Raw genomic sequence first — 15,963 nt, 5'->3', positions numbered from 1 at the left:
CCACTGCGGCGAGCGCCGCGACCTCGACCCCGGCGCCCGAAGACCGTGCCTCCGCGGCCGCCGGCTTCACCACGCGCCAGGTGCACGCCGGTGCCGCGCCCGACGGCGCCCACGGAGCGCGCGTCTCGCCCGTGCACCTCAGCGCCGGCTTCGTGTTCGACAGCTTCGAGCACGCCCGCGAGCGGTTCGCCGGCGAGGACGAGGGCTACCTCTACACCCGCAACGGGAACCCGACCACCGAGGAGGTCGAGCGTCGGCTCGCCGATCTCGAGGGCGGCGCCGAGGCGATCCTGGTGGCGAGCGGCCAGGCGGCCACCGCCTCCGCTCTCCTGGGGATCCTGCAGGCCGGCGACCGGGTGCTCTCGTCGCGCCGCTTGTACGAGGGCAACCGCGGGCTGCTGGTGCAGAACTTCGGTCGGCTCGGGATCGGCGTGGACTTCGTCGACGACGCGTCGGACCTCGGCGAGTGGGAGCGGCGGATCGGGCCCGACACCCGGGTCCTCTTCGGCGAGCCGATCCCGAACCCGAAGAACGATCTGCTGAACCTCCCGGCGCTGGCCGCGATCGCGCACCGGCACGGGCTCCCGTTCGTGGTCGACAACACGCTCGCGACCCCGTACCTCCTCCGCCCGATCGAGCACGGGGCCGACGTGGTCGTGCACTCGACCAGCAAGTTCCTCGCCGGGCACGGCTCCGCCCTCGGCGGCGTGATCGTCGACGCCGGCACGTTCGACTGGGCGGCGCGCCCCGCGCTCTTCCCGCACCTCAACCAGGAGGAGCGGTCGTTCGGCGGCCGCAGCTGGACCGAGCAGCACGGCCGGCGCGCCTTCGTCTCGTACACGCGGGACATCGTGGTCTCCCGCCTCGGACCGACGCCGTCACCGCTGAACTCCTTCCTGCTGCGGCAGGGCGTCGAGACGCTGTCGCTCCGGGTCGAGCGGCACTCGGCGAACGCCCTCGCCGTCGCCCGCTTCCTCGAGGGGCGGCCCGAGGTCGTGTCGGTCGACTACTCCGGCCTGGAGTCGAGCCCGTCGTTCGCCCTCGCGCAGCGCCTGCTCCCCCGCGGGCAGGGCTCCGTCTTCTCCTTCACCGTGGCCGGAGGCGAGGCGGGCGCGGCCGCCTTCATCGACGCCGTCGAGCTGTTCAGCCACATGACTCACCTCGGCGACGTGCGCTCGCTGGTGCTGCATCCCGCGTCGACCACCCACGCCGGACGCACCCCCGCCGAGCGCGCCGCCGCCGGGATCCACCCCGGGCTCCTCCGGCTGTCGATCGGGATCGAGGACGTCGACGACCTCCTCCGCGACCTCGAGCGCGGGCTCGCCGCGGTGCGCGCACGCGCCCTCCCCGCGCTCGCCGCGGTGCGCGCACGCGCCCTCCCCGCGCTCGCGGAGGTGTGAGCGTGGCGCGCCGTCAGCACTTCGGCTGGTTCTTCTCCCGGGGCTTCGGCCCGCAGGGGTGGGGGCACCCCTACCGGGAGTGGAACCACGACTGGACGAAGCCCGGCCTCTACCAGCAGTCGGCCCGCGAGCTGGAGCAGGCCGGCTTCGAGCTGATCGTGATGGAGGACGCCGTCTCGCTCGGCTCCCCGGAGACGCTCGACCTGCGGGTGCGGGGAGCGTACGGCGGGCCGAAGCACGATCCGCTCCTCCTGGCGCCGTACCTGTTCGCGGCGACCGAGCGGATCGGGCTGGCGCCGACGATCAACGCCGGCATCACGCCCCCGTACCTCGCCGCCCGGCAGGCGGCGACGCTGCAGCACCTCAGCTCCGACCGCTTCGGGATCAACCTCGTCACCGACGTCGGCAGCGCCCGCCACGTGGGCCTGGAGCCGCTGTCGCACGACGCGGCCTACGACCGGGCCGACGAGTGGATGGCGGTCGTCCGCCGGCTCTGGCGCAGCTGGGGCGAGGGCGCGCTGGTCGCCGACCCCGGGTCGGGCCGCTACGCCGATGGCACCCGGATCGACGCGTTCCGCCACCGCGGGGAGCGCTTCCGCGTGGACGGACCCCTGAACGCCGTCCCCTTCGCGAACGGCGACCCGATCGTCGTCTCCCCAGGCGGCTCCCCCCGCGGCCTGGCCTTCGCCGGCACGCAGTCGGACGTGCAGCTCGCGCTCGCCCCTCTGGAGGCCCGGGCGGTGCGCGACTACCGGGCGCGCGTGCTCGCCGCGGCCGAGCAGCACGGGCGGACGGCGGACGACCTGCGCGTGCTCTTCGTCGTGAAGCCCGAGATCGTGTCGAGCCCGGAGGAGGCCGCGCGCGTCGTCGAGGCGTCGCGCCACCCCGACGAGGACGCGCTGCGGCGGATCGCGCTCGGCTGGTCGAGCGACCTGGAGACCGACCTCACCGGGCTGGACCTGGACCTCCCCGTCCCGCGGTCGGTGTTCGGCGAGCACGTCTCGCACGGCACCATCGCCGGCCTGTACGGCGGCACGGAGGACGCTCCGCTGCGGGAGCTGCTCACCAGGAAGGCGCGCAAGGGCCGCGTCGCCGAGCGCGCCGGCTTCGTCGGCACCGCGGACGAGTTCGCCGACTTCGTCGAGGAGCTCGGCGACGACGGCGGCAGCGACGGGCTCCTCCTCTCCGGGGACCTGCACCCGGTCACCCTGCACCGGATGCTCGACGACCTCGTCCCCGTGCTGCGCCGCCGCGGGATCCTCCGCGACGAGCTCGCTCCCGGCGGAACCCGCGCCAACCTCTTCGGGACGTAGGGGGGGGTCCGCCCCGTCTCACTCCGGATCCTGCGCCCGGCCGGGCACCGGGCGGAAGGATCCGTGCTCGATCTCGTGGGCGAGCTGCACAGCCTCGACACGCGAGGCCGCCCGGTCCACCGCCGGCGGCCCGGCCTCATCGGGGGTGCAGAGGGAGCGGAGGCGCTGAAGGACGGCTCCTCGCCACTGTCGTGCGATGCCGCCCGCCTCGGTGCTCCGCCGTCCCACCTCGTCGAGTCCCCGCGAAGGCGCTCCGCCGTTCACACGGCGGCCCGCACGGCTTCGAGCGTCTCGAGGAGGAGGGGACGCGGCATGGCGAAGACGAGACGCACGTGGTCGGCGTAGCCGGCGCCGCACAGGCGTCCGGAGGTGAGCGTCACTCCCGCCTCGCGCTGCAGGTGCTGCGCGGGATCGGCGAGGCCGAGAGCACCCAGGTCGAACCAGGCGAGATACGTCGCCTCCGGGGTGCGGTGCCCGATCCGGGGCAGCTCGGAGGCGAGGAAGTCGGCGATGAGGCGCCGGTTGCCGTCGAGGTAGTCGACGACCTCGTCGAGCCACGCTCCGCCCTCCCGGTAGGCGGCCGTCGAGGCGATCACGCCGAGATTCGAAGCGCCGTGCTGCACCGCGAACCCGAAGCGCGAGTAGACGTCCTCGTCTGCGTCGTTCGTGGTGATCAGCTGCGCGGCCTTCAGGCCGGGGATGTTCCACGCCTTCGAGGCGCTCGTTCCGGTGACGGAATGCCGGGCGGCCTCCTCCGAGACCGAGGCGTAAGGGATGTGGGGGACGCCGTCGAACCGCAGCGGCGCGTGGATCTCGTCGGCGAAGACCCGCCCGCCGTGGCGCTCGACGACAGCGGCGAGACCTTCGAGCTCGGACCGTGGCAGGACCGAGCCCGTCGGGTTGTGCGGATTGCAGAGCACCAGGGTGCCCGCTCCCTGCGCGAAGGCCGCATCGATCCCGTCGAGGTCGTGCTCCCAGCGGCCGTCGACGATCGTTCCCGGGACCTCGATCACCTCGCGTCCGATGGCCGACAGGTAGGTGAGGAACGGCATGTAAGCGGGGGTAGGCACGATCACCGGTGAGCCGGGGCGGGAGAACTCGGTGACGGCCACTCCGAGCGCGGCCATGACATCCGAGACGGAGTGCACGCGGGCGGGGTCGACCGTCCACGCGTACTGCTCAGCGAGGTACTCCGCGGCGGCCTCGCCCAGCTCGCCCGCAGTCGAGGGGGACAGATAGCCCAGCACGTCGCCGGCCACGGCGTCGTGCAGTGCCCTCCGAACGGCCGGCGCCGTACCGAAGTCCATCTCGGCGACCCAGGCTCCGATGGTGCCGGGGCGGAGGCTCCACTTGCGGCTCGTCGGGCGGTCGAGTCGTTCGCGCGTGAGCGAGTCGAACAGGTGCATGGGAGTCCTCGGGGAAGCGGGCGGAGGGCGCCCCGCTGGTCGATCGGGGCGCCCGAGGCGGGGGCGGCTCAGCTGTTGTCGAGCGGGAGCCCGGGCGCGTTCACCAGGGCCTCGTCCACGGCCTCGTCCTGCAGGCCGTAGGCCGACAGCCAGTCCTGGTACTGACCGTTCCCGATGAGGTAGCCGAGGGCCTGGGCGATCGGCTCGGCGAGTCCGGAGTCCTTCTTCACAGTCGCCGCGATCAGCCCGTCGTGCGATTCGCCCGCTCCGGAGAACGTGCCGGCGTTGCGGGTCGGGTCGGCGCCGTCCTCCGAGATCCGGTTCTGGTAGACCGTCGTCGGGTTGGGCCCGAAGTAGGCGTCGATCCGGCCGGAGCCGAGAGCGAGAGTGACGGAGTTGGCATCGGGCAGTCGCGTGATCTCCAGGGACCTGCCCTCGGACTGCAGACGGGCCTGCCACTCGAGCAGGATCTTCTCCTGGTTGGTGCCGCTGCTGACCGCGACGGTGAGTCCGTCGAGGTTCTCGTAGTCGCCGTCGAACTCCCAGTCGTTCGAGGCGAGGACCTGGAACGCGAGGGTGTCGGCGCGGTAGGAGGCGAAGTCGTACTTCTCCTTGCGCTTCTCCGTGACGGTGATGTTCGAGAAGCCGACGTCGCTGCCTCCGGTGTCGATGCCCACGAAGAGGTTGTCCCAGGTGGAGTTCTCCACCTCGGGCTGCAGCCCGAGGACGGCGGCGACGAGGCGGCCGAGATCGGGCTCCGAGCCGGTGAGGGTCTCGGTGTCGGTCCCGGTGAACGCGAGCGGAGGGAAGCCTGCGGGGAGAGCGCCGACGCCGATCGTCAGGGTCCCGCGGTCGAGGATCTCCTGCGGCAGCGTGCCGCGGATCTCGTCGACGACCGGCACGTCGATGTCCGTCTCGGTCGCCGCTCCGTTGGAGAGGGCACCCACGGTGACGGTGGTGGTGCCGGAGGCGGCTCCCGGGGAGGCCGGGTCGGAGGCGGCGGCACCGGAGCAGGCCGCGAGGCCCGTCGTCAGCGCGGCGGCAGCGAGAAGCGCCCCGACTCTGGTCCAACGAGTGATGTGCGGTCTGGTCATGATTCGATTCCTGTGTCTGTCGTGCGGATGGAGAAGAGGAGGAGTGCGGGGGCTCAGCCGAGGACTCGGCCGAGGAAGTCGCGGGTCCGCGGATTCTGCGGGCGGTCGAGGACCTCGCTCGGGCTGCCCTGCTCGACGACGAGGCCGTCGTCGACGAACACCACCCGGTCGGCGACCTCGCGGGCGAAGCCGATCTCGTGGGTCACGACGATGAGGGTGCGGCCGCTCTCGGCCAGCGACCGGATGACCTGCAGCACCTCCCCGACGAGCTCGGGATCGAGAGCCGAGGTCGGCTCGTCGAAGAGGATCACCTCGGGGTCGAGCGCGAGCGCACGCGCGATGGCCACGCGCTGCTGCTGGCCGCCGGAGAGCTGCCTCGGATAGGCCGCCGCCTTGTCGGCGAGACGGACGTGCTCGAGCAGGGCGCGTGCCCGCTCGCGGGCCTCCGCGGGCGGCTGCCCCTGCGAGATCGGCGCCTCGGTGACGTTCTCGAGGATCGTCAGGTGCGGGAAGAGGTTGAAGCTCTGGAAGACGAAGCCGATCCTCGCCCTCTGGCGCAGGATCTCCTTCTCGCGCAGCTCCTTGAGCCGACCGCCGCGCAGCCGCACCCCTATCAGCTCGCCGTTCACGGAGACGAACCCCTCGTCGAGCTTCTCGAGATGGTTGATCGCCCGCAGCAGGGTCGACTTGCCCGAGCCGCTCGGACCGAGGATAACCGTGACGGTGCCCGCCTCGACGCGCAGGTCGACTCCCCGGAGCACGGTCCGGTCGCCGTAGGACTTGGTCGCGTTGTGGATCTCGATGGCGGCGGTCATCGCGCACTCCTCAGGCCGGCGAGCGAGCGCCGCACCCGCTGGAGGGGCGTGGGCGCGAGCTCCCGGTGCGCGCCGCGGGCGTAGAAGCGCTCGATGTAGAACTGCACGACCGAGATCGCCGAGGTCAGCACCAGGTACCAGATCGTCGCGACGACGAGCAGGGGGATGATGTCCGTCGGGTACGTGCTGCCGAGGTTCTGAGCGACCCCGAACAGGTCGAGCAGCGAGACGTAGAACAGCAGCGAGCTCGCCTTCAGCAGGCCGATGATCTGGTTCACGTAGGCGGGCACGATCGAGCGGAGCGCCTGCGGGAGGACGATGCGGGTGAACTGGCGGCGCTGCGGGATCCCGAGCGCCTTCGCCGCTTCGTGCTGCCCCTGATCGACCGCGAGCACCCCGGAACGGACGACCTCGGCGCTGTAGGCGATCTCGGACAGGCTCAGGCCGATCACGCCGAGGGCGAGCGGAGGCAGCAGCGACACCGTCGGCACCGACCACTGCGGACCGAAGGGGATGCCGATGCCGACGGTCGGATACAGGTTGCCGAGATTGAACAGGAAGATGAGGACGAGGATCAGCGGCACCGAGCGGAACAGCCAGATGTAGACCCAGCTGAGCGTCGACAGCACCGGATTGCCCGAGAGCCGGGCTACGGCGACGACGATGCCTCCGACGAAGCTGATCACGGCGCTGATGGCGGTGGCGAGGAGCGTCAGCTGCAGCCCCTTCAGGATCGCCGGACTGAAGAGCCAGGTCCCGACCTTCGGCCACTCCCACGACGGGTTCGTGAAGAGGGTCTGTCCGGCGTTCAGCAGGAGCACGAGGACCAGTGCGGCGACCACCCAGCGCACCGGGTGGCGCAGCGGCAGCACCGGCCGCTCGCCGAGTCGGGCGAGGTCGATGCCTCCGGGAAGGGGGCCGGACGTGTCCCGCGGTCGAGGCGGCGCGATCGTGCCGCTCATGAGGCACGCCCCGTGACGCCACCGCGCAGGCGTGCTCCGCCGTCGGGCAGGGACGCGGTGAGCTGCGCGAAGGAGTCGTCGTGCGCGGTCCGGATCCTCGCGACGTCAAGCGGCCGATCGGTGAGCGTCCGCGCATAGCCGTGCAGGACGACCACCTCCGGAGGCTGGGTCACGTCGTAGAGCGGTGTGTAGCCCGCGGTGAGGTAGAGCCGCTGCGCCTCCGGCTGGAGCGGCCCGGTCGTGAGGTAGACGGTCGAGTAGCCGAGCCGGCGGGCCTCCGCCTCGAGCTCTGCGACCACGCGCAGGGCGAGTCCCTGCCGACGGTGCGCCGAGGATGTCCAGATGCGCTTGAGCTCGGCGGTCGTGTCGTCGAATCTCTTCAGCGCGCCTCCGGCGATCGCGGTGCCGTCGCGCAGAAGCAGGACGAAGGATCCTTCCGGCGGGGCGAACACCTCGCTCGGGTAGCGCGCGAGCTCGGCCGATGCCGGCTCGCCCCAGGCGGTGCCGTAGCGGGTGTCGTACTCGCGCTCGAGCTCGTCGAGCAGGGGCCGGGCCCGCGGGTCATCGGCCCGCACATGGACGAACTCGTCGGCCGCGACGGTGTCAGACGAGGACACGAGCGGCCTCCTCGGCGGCCTGGGCGGCCGCGGCGTCGCGTCGAGCGACCTCCTCGCGCACCAGCGGTATCACGTGGCGACCGAAGTCGAGGGTGTCGTCGACGTAGTCGTAGCCGCGCGCCGAGATGATGTCGACCCCGAGATCGACGTAGTCGAGCAGCGCGGCGGCCACCGTCTCCGGCGTCCCGACGAGGGCGTTCGAGTTGCCGCGCGCTCCCGCGGCGACTCCCGCCCTGGTCCAGAGCGCGCGATCGAAACGGTCGCCTGCGGCGGCGATCGCGAGGAGGCGCTGCGAGCCGGTGTTCTCCGGCGCGGCGAGGCCTCCGGGGGCGGTCTCGCGGGTGCGCGCCTCGATGCGGCGGAGGATCCCCTCCGCCTTCTCCCAGGCCTGCTCCTCGGTGGCCCCGAGGATGGGTCGGAAGGCGACCTGGATGCGCGGCGCGACGTCGCGGCCGGCCGCCGCCGCCGCCTCCCGGATGCTGCGGATCTGCTCGGCGGTGTCCCGCAGCGGCTCGCCCCAGAGCGCGTAGACGTCGCTCTCGGCGGCACCGACGGACAGAGCGGCGGGAGAGGAGCCTCCGAACGAGATCTGCGGCCGAGGCTGCTGCACCGGCCAGACGTCGCTGACGAACCGGGAGAAGCGGTAGTGCTCCCCGGCGTGATCGAACGGCTCACGGGTCGTCCAGACCTGCTTGACGATCCTGATGTACTCGGCGGTGCGCGCGTAGCGCTCGTCCTTGCTCAGGTAGTCGCCCTCCGCGGCCTGGTCCGCGTCCGACCCGCCCGTGATCACGTGGACGCTCAGGCGGCCTCCACTCAGCTGATCGAGGGTCGCGAAGGCTTTCGCCGCGACCGTGGGGTAGGAGACGTTGGGCCGGTGCGCCAGCAGCAGCTGGATGCGCTCGAGCCGCGACGCGATGAAAGCGGCGGCGACGGCGGGGTCGGGGGCTCCGGAGTGGTAGGCGAACAGGATGCGGTCCCACCCGCTGTCCTCATGAGCCGCGGCCAGACGCACCGTGTACTCCGGGTCGAAGCTCGCGCCGCTGCGTGCTCGTGTCTCGCTGCCGTCGTTGAGCGCGGCGATGCCGAGGAATTCGATGGGCACTCGAGGCTCCTGCCTGTCGGGGCGCACCTTTCTGCACGCCGTGGGGGCCGACGCTAGGGTCCGCGGCCACCCGGCTCCAACCCGCCGCTACACACTTCTTCACATCGTCACGAGTCGTCACAGAGCGGCGTCCTCACGGGGGAAGGGTCATCGTGGACGCATGTCAGCGCCATCGGACGGGACCCGCTCCCTCGTGATCGTCGGGGGAGGTCCCCGCGCGGTCGGGGTCCTCGAGCGCCTCGCCGCGAACGCCGCCGAGGACGCCCTCGGGCCGGCCGCGCTCGTCGTCCACGTCGTCGACCCGTACCCCGTCGGCCCCGGCCGGATCTGGCGCTACGAGCAGTCGACGTTGCTGAAGCTCAACTCGCTCGCAGCCGACGTGACGATGTTCACCGACGCGAGCGCGACGATCGAGGGGCCGGTGCGCCCCGGACCCTCGCTGATCGAGTGGGCGGAGGCGGTGCGGGCCGGCCGGATCGCGCTCGCAGAGGGCGACGAAGCCGTGCGCCGCGAGCTCGACGGGCTCCGCGCCGACAGCTTCCCCACCCGCCGGCTGCAGAGCCTCTATCTGCGCTGGTTCCACCGGGAGGCGCTCGCCGCTCTCCGCCCTGACGTCGAGGTCCGCGAGCACGCGGCGCGCGTCGTCGAGGTGCTCGGCCGCGACAACGGTGCGCAGCGGGTCGTCCTCGACTCCGGCGACGTGATCGAGGCGGACCTGGTCCTGTTCTCGCTCGGGCACAGCGGCGCTCTGCCGACGGTCGACGAGACCCGGCTGGCCGGGTTCGCCGAGCGCCACGGCCTCGCCTACCTGCCGCCGTCGTTCACGGCCGACGCCGACCTCGGATCCCTCCGCGCCGGACACGACGTGATCGTGCGCGGCCTCGGCCTCGTCGCGGTCGACCTCCTGGTGCTGCTCACCGAGGGCCGGGGCGGCCGCTTCGAACGGGACGACGCCGGCGGACTGCGCTACCACCCGTCGGGACGTGAGCCGCGCATCCTGATCGGCAGCCGCCGCGGGGTCCCCTACCACTCGAAGATCGGCTCGACGATCCAGGGAGCCGCGCCCGAGCCCCGCTGGTTCTCGGCGTCCGTCGTCGAGGAGCTGCGCTCGCGACACCGCCCGCTCGACTTCAGCGAGGACGTCTGGCCCCTGATCGCCCAGGAGATGCTCTGGGGCTACTACCGTGAGCTCTTCACCGGGCACCCCGACCGGGTGAGCACCGACTGGACGCACTTCTCGGAGGTGTTCTCGCGGCTCGACCCGCGCGCCTCGGTCCTCGCCGGCTCCCGCGGCCCGCGACCCGAAGCGGGACAGGGGTACGCTCTCCCCGCACTCGGGGCCGACGCCGAGCGGGTCCTCGGAGATGCGCGGACCCTGACCGCGCTCGTCGCGGACACTGTGCCGGACAGCCTCGACAGGCTGCTCCTCCCCGATCTCGACCGCCCGTTCGCCGATGTGCGGTTCGCCGACGGCTCGGCGCTGCAGGAGGCGGTGCGCGCCTACATCCGGGACGACCTGGCTCTGCGCAGCCGGCAGGAGCACAGCGCCACGATGGCGCTCTTCCTCGCGCTTCTGCGCAGCCACTTCCTCGTCGCCGATCTCACCGCGTCCGCGAGGTGGACGCCCCGCTCGCGGATCGAGGATCTGCACGGATGGTGGCTCGGCTGGTTCAGCTTCCTCGCGAGCGGGCCGCCCGCGCACCGTCTCGAGGAGCTGCTCGCACTCTCGGACGCGGGCGTCGTCGACTTCCTCGGCCCGGGCATCCGTGTGGAGACCTCCGAAGAGGAGGGCCGCTTCGTCGCGAGCGGCGGGGCGACCGATCAGGTCGTCCTCGCTGACGCTCTCGTCGACGCGCGCCTCCCCCGGACGTCCGTTGCGAGGAGTGACGACGCGCTGATGCGAGCGCTCGTCGCGTCGGGGTCGGCGGTCGAGGACCTCGTCGACGTCGGCGACACTCTCCTGTCGACCGGGAGGCTGCGCGTGCACCAGGACGACACCCTGCTGCGCTCGACGGCGGGAGGCCGCGTCGGCCGCCGGTACGCGATCGGCCCGTACACCGACTCGCCGTTCGTCGGCGCCTTCTCCCGGCCGGGCACGAACGCGGTGTCGTTCCGCGAGAACGACAAGGTCGCGCGCGCGCTGCTGCGCCGCCTCCGCGCACTCGACGACGAGGAGCTCGTCCGAGCCGGCACCCTGATCCGAGGAGCACGATGACCGCCGCCCCACCCCTCAGCCTCGCCGTCGCCCTCGAGGGCGCCGGCTGGCACCCCGCGTCCTGGCGCGAGCCTGGCGCCCGTCCCGACGCGCTCTTCACCGGCGCGTACTGGGCGGACATCGTGCAGCGGGCGGAGCGCGGCGGGATCGACTTCGTGACGATCGAGGACTCCTTCGCCCTGCAATCGGCGGACCCCTTCCTGGCCGACGACCGCACCGACGAGGTCCGCGGCCGGCTCGACGCGCTGCTGATCGCCTCCTACGTCGCCCCCCTCACGAGCCGCATCGGTCTCGTGCCCACGGTCACCGTGACGCACACGGAGCCCTTCCACGTGTCGAAGGCCGTCGCGACGCTCGACCACCTGAGCCGGGGGCGGGGCGGTTGGCAGGTCAGGGTGTCGTCACGCGTCGACGAAGCCTCGCACGTCGGACGACGAATCGCGGCGATCGTGCCGCCGGAGCCGGGCACGCCCCTTCTCGAGGACCCCGCGATCCGCGCCGTCGTCGACGAGCTCTTCGAGGAGGCGGCCGACGCCGTCGAGGTCGCACGGAGACTCTGGGACAGCTGGGAGGACGACGCCGAGATCCGCGACGTCGCCACCGATCGCTTCCTCGACGCCGACAAGGTGCACCGCGTCGACTTCGCAGGACGCTGGTTCTCGGTGCGCGGCCCCGCGATCACTCCCCGGCCGCCGCAGGGGCAGCCCGTCGTCGCCGCGCTCGCACACGCCGACATCCCGTACCGTTTCGCCGCGCGCTCGGCCGACGTCGTGTTCGCGACGCCTCAGAACGCAGCGGACGCCGAGAGGATCCTCCAGGAGATCGCCGAGGCGGAGCGCGGGGCGGGGCGCACGGGCGAGCGCCTGCGGGTCCTCGCCGACCTCGTCGTCGTCCTCGACACCCCGGCGGAGTCCGCCGCGGCCAGACTCTCGCGCCTCGACGCTCTCGGCCGACCGCTCACCGGCGACGCCGCCGTCGCCGCCGGGTCGGCCGCGTCCGTCGCCGACCGCATCGCCGAGCTCTCACGGCTCGGCTACGACGGCGTCCGCCTCCGACCCGCGGTTCTCGCCACCGATCTGCCGCTGATCGCCGACGACCTCGTGCCCGAGCTGCGCCGACGCGGTCTGCTCGTCGGGACGGAGGAGGGCCGCACCCTCCGCTCAGCCCTGGGCCTGCCCACGTCGATCCCGAACCGCTACGCCTCCGAGGAGCAGTCATGACGCGGCGACCGAAGCAGATCGTCCTCGCCGCCTACGTGGGCGGGGTGAACGAGCACACCCTGTGGGAGCACCCCGACGCCGGCAGCCAGGTCGACTTCTCGACGTTCCGCCGCGTCGCAGAGACCGCGGAGCGCGGGCGGTTCGACTACTTCTTCCTCGCCGAGGGTCTGGCACTGCGGGAGCGCGCGGGGCGCCCGTTCGACCATGACATCGCCGGACGACCGGACACTCTGCCGCTCCTCGCCGCGCTGGCCGCGGTCACGGAGCACATCGGCCTGGTCGGCACGCTCAACGCGACGTTCAACGAGCCCTTCGAGCTCGCCCGTCAGATCGCGACCCTCGACCACCTCTCAGGCGGACGAGCGGGGTGGAACGTGGTCACGTCCTTCGACGCCTTCACGGGCGCGAACTTCCGCCGCGGCGGCTTCCTCGACCGCGCCGACCGCTACGCCCGTGCCGAGGAGGCCGTCCGCGCGGTGACGACGCTCTGGGACACCTGGACCTCCGACGCCGTGCGAGCCGATGCCCCCTCCGGCGAGTTCCTCGCCGACTCGTCGACGGGGTCGTTCGCCGTCTCGAGCAGCCAGTTCGACGTCTCCGGCCGTTTCACCGTGCCGCGCAGCCCGCAGGGCCGCCCGGTGATCGTGCAGGCGGGCGTCTCTCCGCAGGGTCGCGACTTCGCGGCGTCGAGCGCCGACGTGATCTTCTCCCCCTACCACCGGGGACCTGAGGCGCACGAGTTCGCGCGCGACATCGCGGCCCGGGTCGCGGCGGCGGGTCGCCCGGCCGGCTCCGTGCGGATCCTCCCGTCAGCCGCCGTCGTCCTCGGCGGCACCGCTGCGGAGGCGGAGGAGAGAGCGCGGTGGATCCGCGATCAGCAACTCACACCGCGCACGATCCAGGTGCTCTTCGAGCAGGTCTGGAACCGGGACCTGTCGGGCTTCGACGTCGACGGGCCGGTACCCGATCTCGAGGCCGACCTCGAGGCGCCGCCGCTGATCGAGGGCCGCGCACTGATCCACGGTGATCGCGCGGGGACCGTGCGCGCCTGGCGTGCGCTCGCTCAGGAGCGCGACCTCACCCTCCGCGGTCTCGCCGAGACCGTCTTCGACCGCACGGAGTACGTGGGCACGGCTGAGCAGGTCGCCGACCGTCTCGACGAGTTCGTGCAGAGCGGAGGCGGCGACGGGGTCGTCCTCGGATCGCACCTGCACCCGGGTGGTCTGGACGAGTTCGTCGACCGCGTCGTGCCGCTGCTGCAGGAGCGCGGTTCGCTGCGCACCGAGTACGAGGGCACGACCCTGCGGGAGAACCTCGGCCTGGAGATCCCCGCCCGGCCGTGACCTCATCCCCTCCGCCCCCTCTCCGACCTCCGAAGGAAGACCATGACCGACGCCTACTACGACCGCGCAGCCGACCGCCGTTACACCGCCGCCTACAAGAAGGAGACCCCCGACGTCCTTGCGGCGTTCACCGCCTTCGACACCGCCGTCTTCGCTCCGCAGGGTCGCGAGATCCCGCTCAAGTACCGCGAGCTCATCGCCTACGCCGTGGGCATCAGCAAGCAGTGCGTCTACTGCATCGACGGCCACGGCCAGAACGCCGTGCGCGCCGGTGCGACCGAGACCGAGCTCGCCGAATCAGCCTGGGTCGCGGCCGCCATCGGAGCCGGAGCCGCCTTCGCGCACGGCCGACTCGGCTTCAAGCTGACCGAGGACCACCCGCACTGATCGTGCCCCCGCCCCAGTCCCTCCTACCGATCGGCCGATCATGACGAACGAACCCGCCTTCAGCATCACCCTCACCCCCTTCGACGAGGACTACTCGCCGGCCCAGAGCTCCCGGATCACCACCAACTTCGCGAATCTGGCCCGCGGCGAGCGCCGCCGGGAGAACCTCCGGACCGCGCTGCGGATGATCGACGACCGGTTGAACGATCTCGTGCCGGGCGACGATCCGAGCCGCGGCCGCTACACGGTCGGGCTCGACATCGTCTCCGTCGGGCTGCGGCTCACCGCGGACGGCGAGGACCGGGAGTTCCCCCTGCTGGAGGTCCTGCGCACCCGGATCCTCGACCGCCGCACCGGCCGATGTCAGCCGGGGACACTGGGGAACAACTTCTCCTCCTACCTCCGCGACCACGACTTCAGCGTGCGGCTGCCGGCGGTCAACGCCGCGCAGGCCGGCTTCACCGTCCCCGACGACTTCGGCGTCCTGCAGGGCGCGCTCTTCCAGCACTTCCGGGACTCCGCGCAGTACGCGGAGCTCTCGTCGACGCCGCCCGTCATCTGCATCAGCGTCTCGACGAGCAGGACGTACCGGCGCACCGGGACCCTCCATCCGATCCTCGGCGTCGAGTACCGGCAGGACGAGCTCTCGCTGACCGACCGGTACTTCGCGGAGATGGGCCTCGGCGTCCGCTTCTTCATGCCGCCCGGCAGCACGGCGCCGCTCGCGTTCTACTGCGGCGGCGACCTGCTGGAGGACTACTCGGACCTCCAGCTCATCGCCACCATCAGCACGATGGAGACGTTCCAGAGGATCTACCGGCCCGAGATCTACGGCGCGCGCTCGGCCGCCGCCGACGTCTACCGGCCGGACCTGGAGCAGCAGGACTACGTGCGGCCCGCGGTCTCCTACGACCGCGAGGAGCGCGGCCGGCTCGCGGTCGAGCAGGGGCGGTTCGCGGAGGAGCACCTCATGAAGCCGCACGGGGAGCGGCTGCGGCAGTGGGCCGCCGGGTACGCGGGAGCGGTCCGATGAGCGCGCGCGGAGCCTCGGCGGCCCTCCCGCTCCTGCCCACCTCGATCGCCGGCAGCCTGCCGAAGCCGTCGTGGCTCGCGCAGCCGGAGACCCTGTGGTCCCCGTGGCGGCTGACCGGCGACGCCCTGGCCGAGGGCAAGCAGGACGCCCTGCGCGCCGCTGTCCACGAGCAGCACCACCGGGGCCTGGACATCGTCAGTGACGGGGAGCAGACCCGGCAGCACTTCGTCACGACGTTCATCGAGCACCTCACGGGCGTCGACTTCGAGCGGCGCGAGACGGTGCGCATCCGCGACCGGTACGACGCGAGCGTGCCGACCGTCGTCGGCGCCGTGGGGCTCGAGAGGCCCGTGTTCGCCGACGACGCCCGGTTCCTGCGCGAGCAGACCGATCAGCCCATCAAGTGGGCGCTGCCCGGCCCGATGACGATGATCGACACTCTCTCCGACCGGCACTACGGGAGCCGCGAGAAGCTGGCGTGGGAGTTCGCGACCATCCTCAACGAGGAGGCGCGAGCCCTCCAGGACGCCGGAGTCGACATCGTCCAGTTCGACGAGCCCGCCTTCACCGTCTTCTTCGACGAGGTGCACGACTGGGGTGTGGCCGCGCTGGAGAGGGCGGCGGAGGGACTCCGCATCGAGACCGCGGTGCACATCTGCTACGGCTACGGGATCAAGGCGAACACCGACTGGAAGGCGACCCTCGGGTCGGAGTGGCGGCAGTACGAGGAGTCGTTGCCGCTCCTCCAGCAGTCCTCGCTCGACATCGTCTCGCTGGAGAGCCACCACTCCCACGTGCCGATGGAGCTGATCGAGCTCGTCCGTGGCAAGAAGGTCATGCTCGGAGCGATCGACGTGGCGAGCGGGACCGTCGAGACGCCCGAGGAGGTCGCCGACACCCTGCGACGCGCCCTCCGGTTCGTCGACGCGGACCTGCTCCTCCCGAGCACGAACTGCGGCATGGCGCCGCTGCCCCGCGACCTCGCCTGGGGGAAGCTCAGCGCGCTGAGCGCGGGAGCGGCGATCGTCCGCGAGGAGCTCGCGCCCTGACGGG

Annotated in this window: 14 protein-coding genes; 8 read left to right on the top strand and 6 right to left on the bottom strand. The window is 72.2% G+C overall.

Features of this window, described 5'->3' with window-relative positions:
* Nucleotides 1-80 precede the first annotated feature (80 nt).
* The gene (locus C5C71_RS08170) at nt 81-1,400 is read left to right on the top strand and encodes an O-acetylhomoserine aminocarboxypropyltransferase/cysteine synthase family protein (protein WP_104337521.1); all 1,320 of its coding nucleotides are present in this window, start codon (nt 81-83) and stop codon (nt 1,398-1,400) included.
* Between the two features lie 2 nt (nt 1,401-1,402).
* Complete coding sequence (locus C5C71_RS08165; protein WP_104337494.1) at nt 1,403-2,713, top strand: LLM class flavin-dependent oxidoreductase; 1,311 nt, start codon at nt 1,403-1,405, stop codon at nt 2,711-2,713.
* 260 nt (nt 2,714-2,973) lie between these two features.
* Here C5C71_RS08165 and C5C71_RS08160 read toward each other — a convergent pair whose 3' ends face one another.
* The 6 genes from C5C71_RS08160 to C5C71_RS08135 all read right to left on the bottom strand — a co-directional run bounded on the left by C5C71_RS08160 (nt 2,974) and on the right by C5C71_RS08135 (nt 8,712).
* Entirely contained in the window at nt 2,974-4,119 is a 1,146-nt protein-coding gene (locus tag C5C71_RS08160) for a MalY/PatB family protein (RefSeq protein ID WP_104247108.1), read from the bottom strand.
* Nucleotides 4,120-4,187: 68 nt separating this feature from the next.
* Complete coding sequence (locus C5C71_RS08155; RefSeq protein WP_104337493.1) at nt 4,188-5,213, bottom strand: transporter substrate-binding domain-containing protein; 1,026 nt, start codon at nt 5,211-5,213, stop codon at nt 4,188-4,190.
* 53 nt (nt 5,214-5,266) lie between these two features.
* A complete protein-coding gene (locus tag C5C71_RS08150) occupies nt 5,267-6,028 on the bottom strand; it encodes an amino acid ABC transporter ATP-binding protein (protein ID WP_104223287.1) in 762 nt (253 codons plus the stop codon).
* On the bottom strand, nt 6,025-6,990 hold the full coding sequence (locus C5C71_RS08145; RefSeq protein ID WP_104233982.1) for an amino acid ABC transporter permease: 966 nt from the start codon (nt 6,988-6,990) through the stop codon (nt 6,025-6,027). Before C5C71_RS08145 ends, C5C71_RS08150 begins: the two co-directional genes overlap by 4 nt.
* Entirely contained in the window at nt 6,987-7,607 is a 621-nt protein-coding gene (locus C5C71_RS08140) for a GNAT family N-acetyltransferase (protein ID WP_219812286.1), read from the bottom strand. Before C5C71_RS08140 ends, C5C71_RS08145 begins: the two co-directional genes overlap by 4 nt.
* Entirely contained in the window at nt 7,594-8,712 is a 1,119-nt protein-coding gene (locus tag C5C71_RS08135) for an LLM class flavin-dependent oxidoreductase (RefSeq protein WP_104233983.1), read from the bottom strand. Before C5C71_RS08135 ends, C5C71_RS08140 begins: the two co-directional genes overlap by 14 nt.
* Before the next feature lie 160 nt (nt 8,713-8,872).
* Between C5C71_RS08135 and C5C71_RS08130 the strand changes: the two genes are divergently transcribed.
* The 6 genes from C5C71_RS08130 to C5C71_RS08105 are packed head-to-tail and all read left to right on the top strand — an operon-like array spanning nt 8,873 to nt 15,959.
* Nucleotides 8,873-10,927, top strand: a complete 2,055-nt coding sequence (locus tag C5C71_RS08130) for an FAD/NAD(P)-binding domain-containing protein (RefSeq protein ID WP_104337492.1) — start codon at nt 8,873-8,875, stop codon at nt 10,925-10,927.
* The gene (locus C5C71_RS08125) at nt 10,924-12,147 is read left to right on the top strand and encodes an LLM class flavin-dependent oxidoreductase (RefSeq protein ID WP_104226542.1); all 1,224 of its coding nucleotides are present in this window, start codon (nt 10,924-10,926) and stop codon (nt 12,145-12,147) included. Before C5C71_RS08130 ends, C5C71_RS08125 begins: the two co-directional genes overlap by 4 nt.
* The gene (locus C5C71_RS08120; protein WP_104319783.1) at nt 12,144-13,490 is read left to right on the top strand and encodes an NtaA/DmoA family FMN-dependent monooxygenase; all 1,347 of its coding nucleotides are present in this window, start codon (nt 12,144-12,146) and stop codon (nt 13,488-13,490) included. The genes C5C71_RS08125 and C5C71_RS08120 overlap by 4 nt, the downstream gene beginning before the upstream one ends.
* A gap of 42 nt (nt 13,491-13,532) precedes the next feature.
* Entirely contained in the window at nt 13,533-13,877 is a 345-nt protein-coding gene (locus tag C5C71_RS08115; protein WP_104223293.1) for a carboxymuconolactone decarboxylase family protein, read from the top strand.
* 40 nt (nt 13,878-13,917) lie between these two features.
* Nucleotides 13,918-14,910: a putative oxygenase MesX gene (locus tag C5C71_RS08110; RefSeq protein ID WP_104337491.1), complete on the top strand. Its 993-nt coding sequence runs from the start codon at nt 13,918-13,920 to the stop codon at nt 14,908-14,910.
* Nucleotides 14,907-15,959: a methionine synthase gene (locus C5C71_RS08105; protein ID WP_104262243.1), complete on the top strand. Its 1,053-nt coding sequence runs from the start codon at nt 14,907-14,909 to the stop codon at nt 15,957-15,959. Before C5C71_RS08110 ends, C5C71_RS08105 begins: the two co-directional genes overlap by 4 nt.
* Nucleotides 15,960-15,963: the final 4 nt, after the last annotated feature.

The organism is Rathayibacter sp. AY1C1 (assembly GCF_002932105.1).
Lineage (GTDB): Bacteria > Actinomycetota > Actinomycetes > Actinomycetales > Microbacteriaceae > Rathayibacter.
This window is presented reverse-complemented; position numbering and strand designations above follow the sequence as displayed.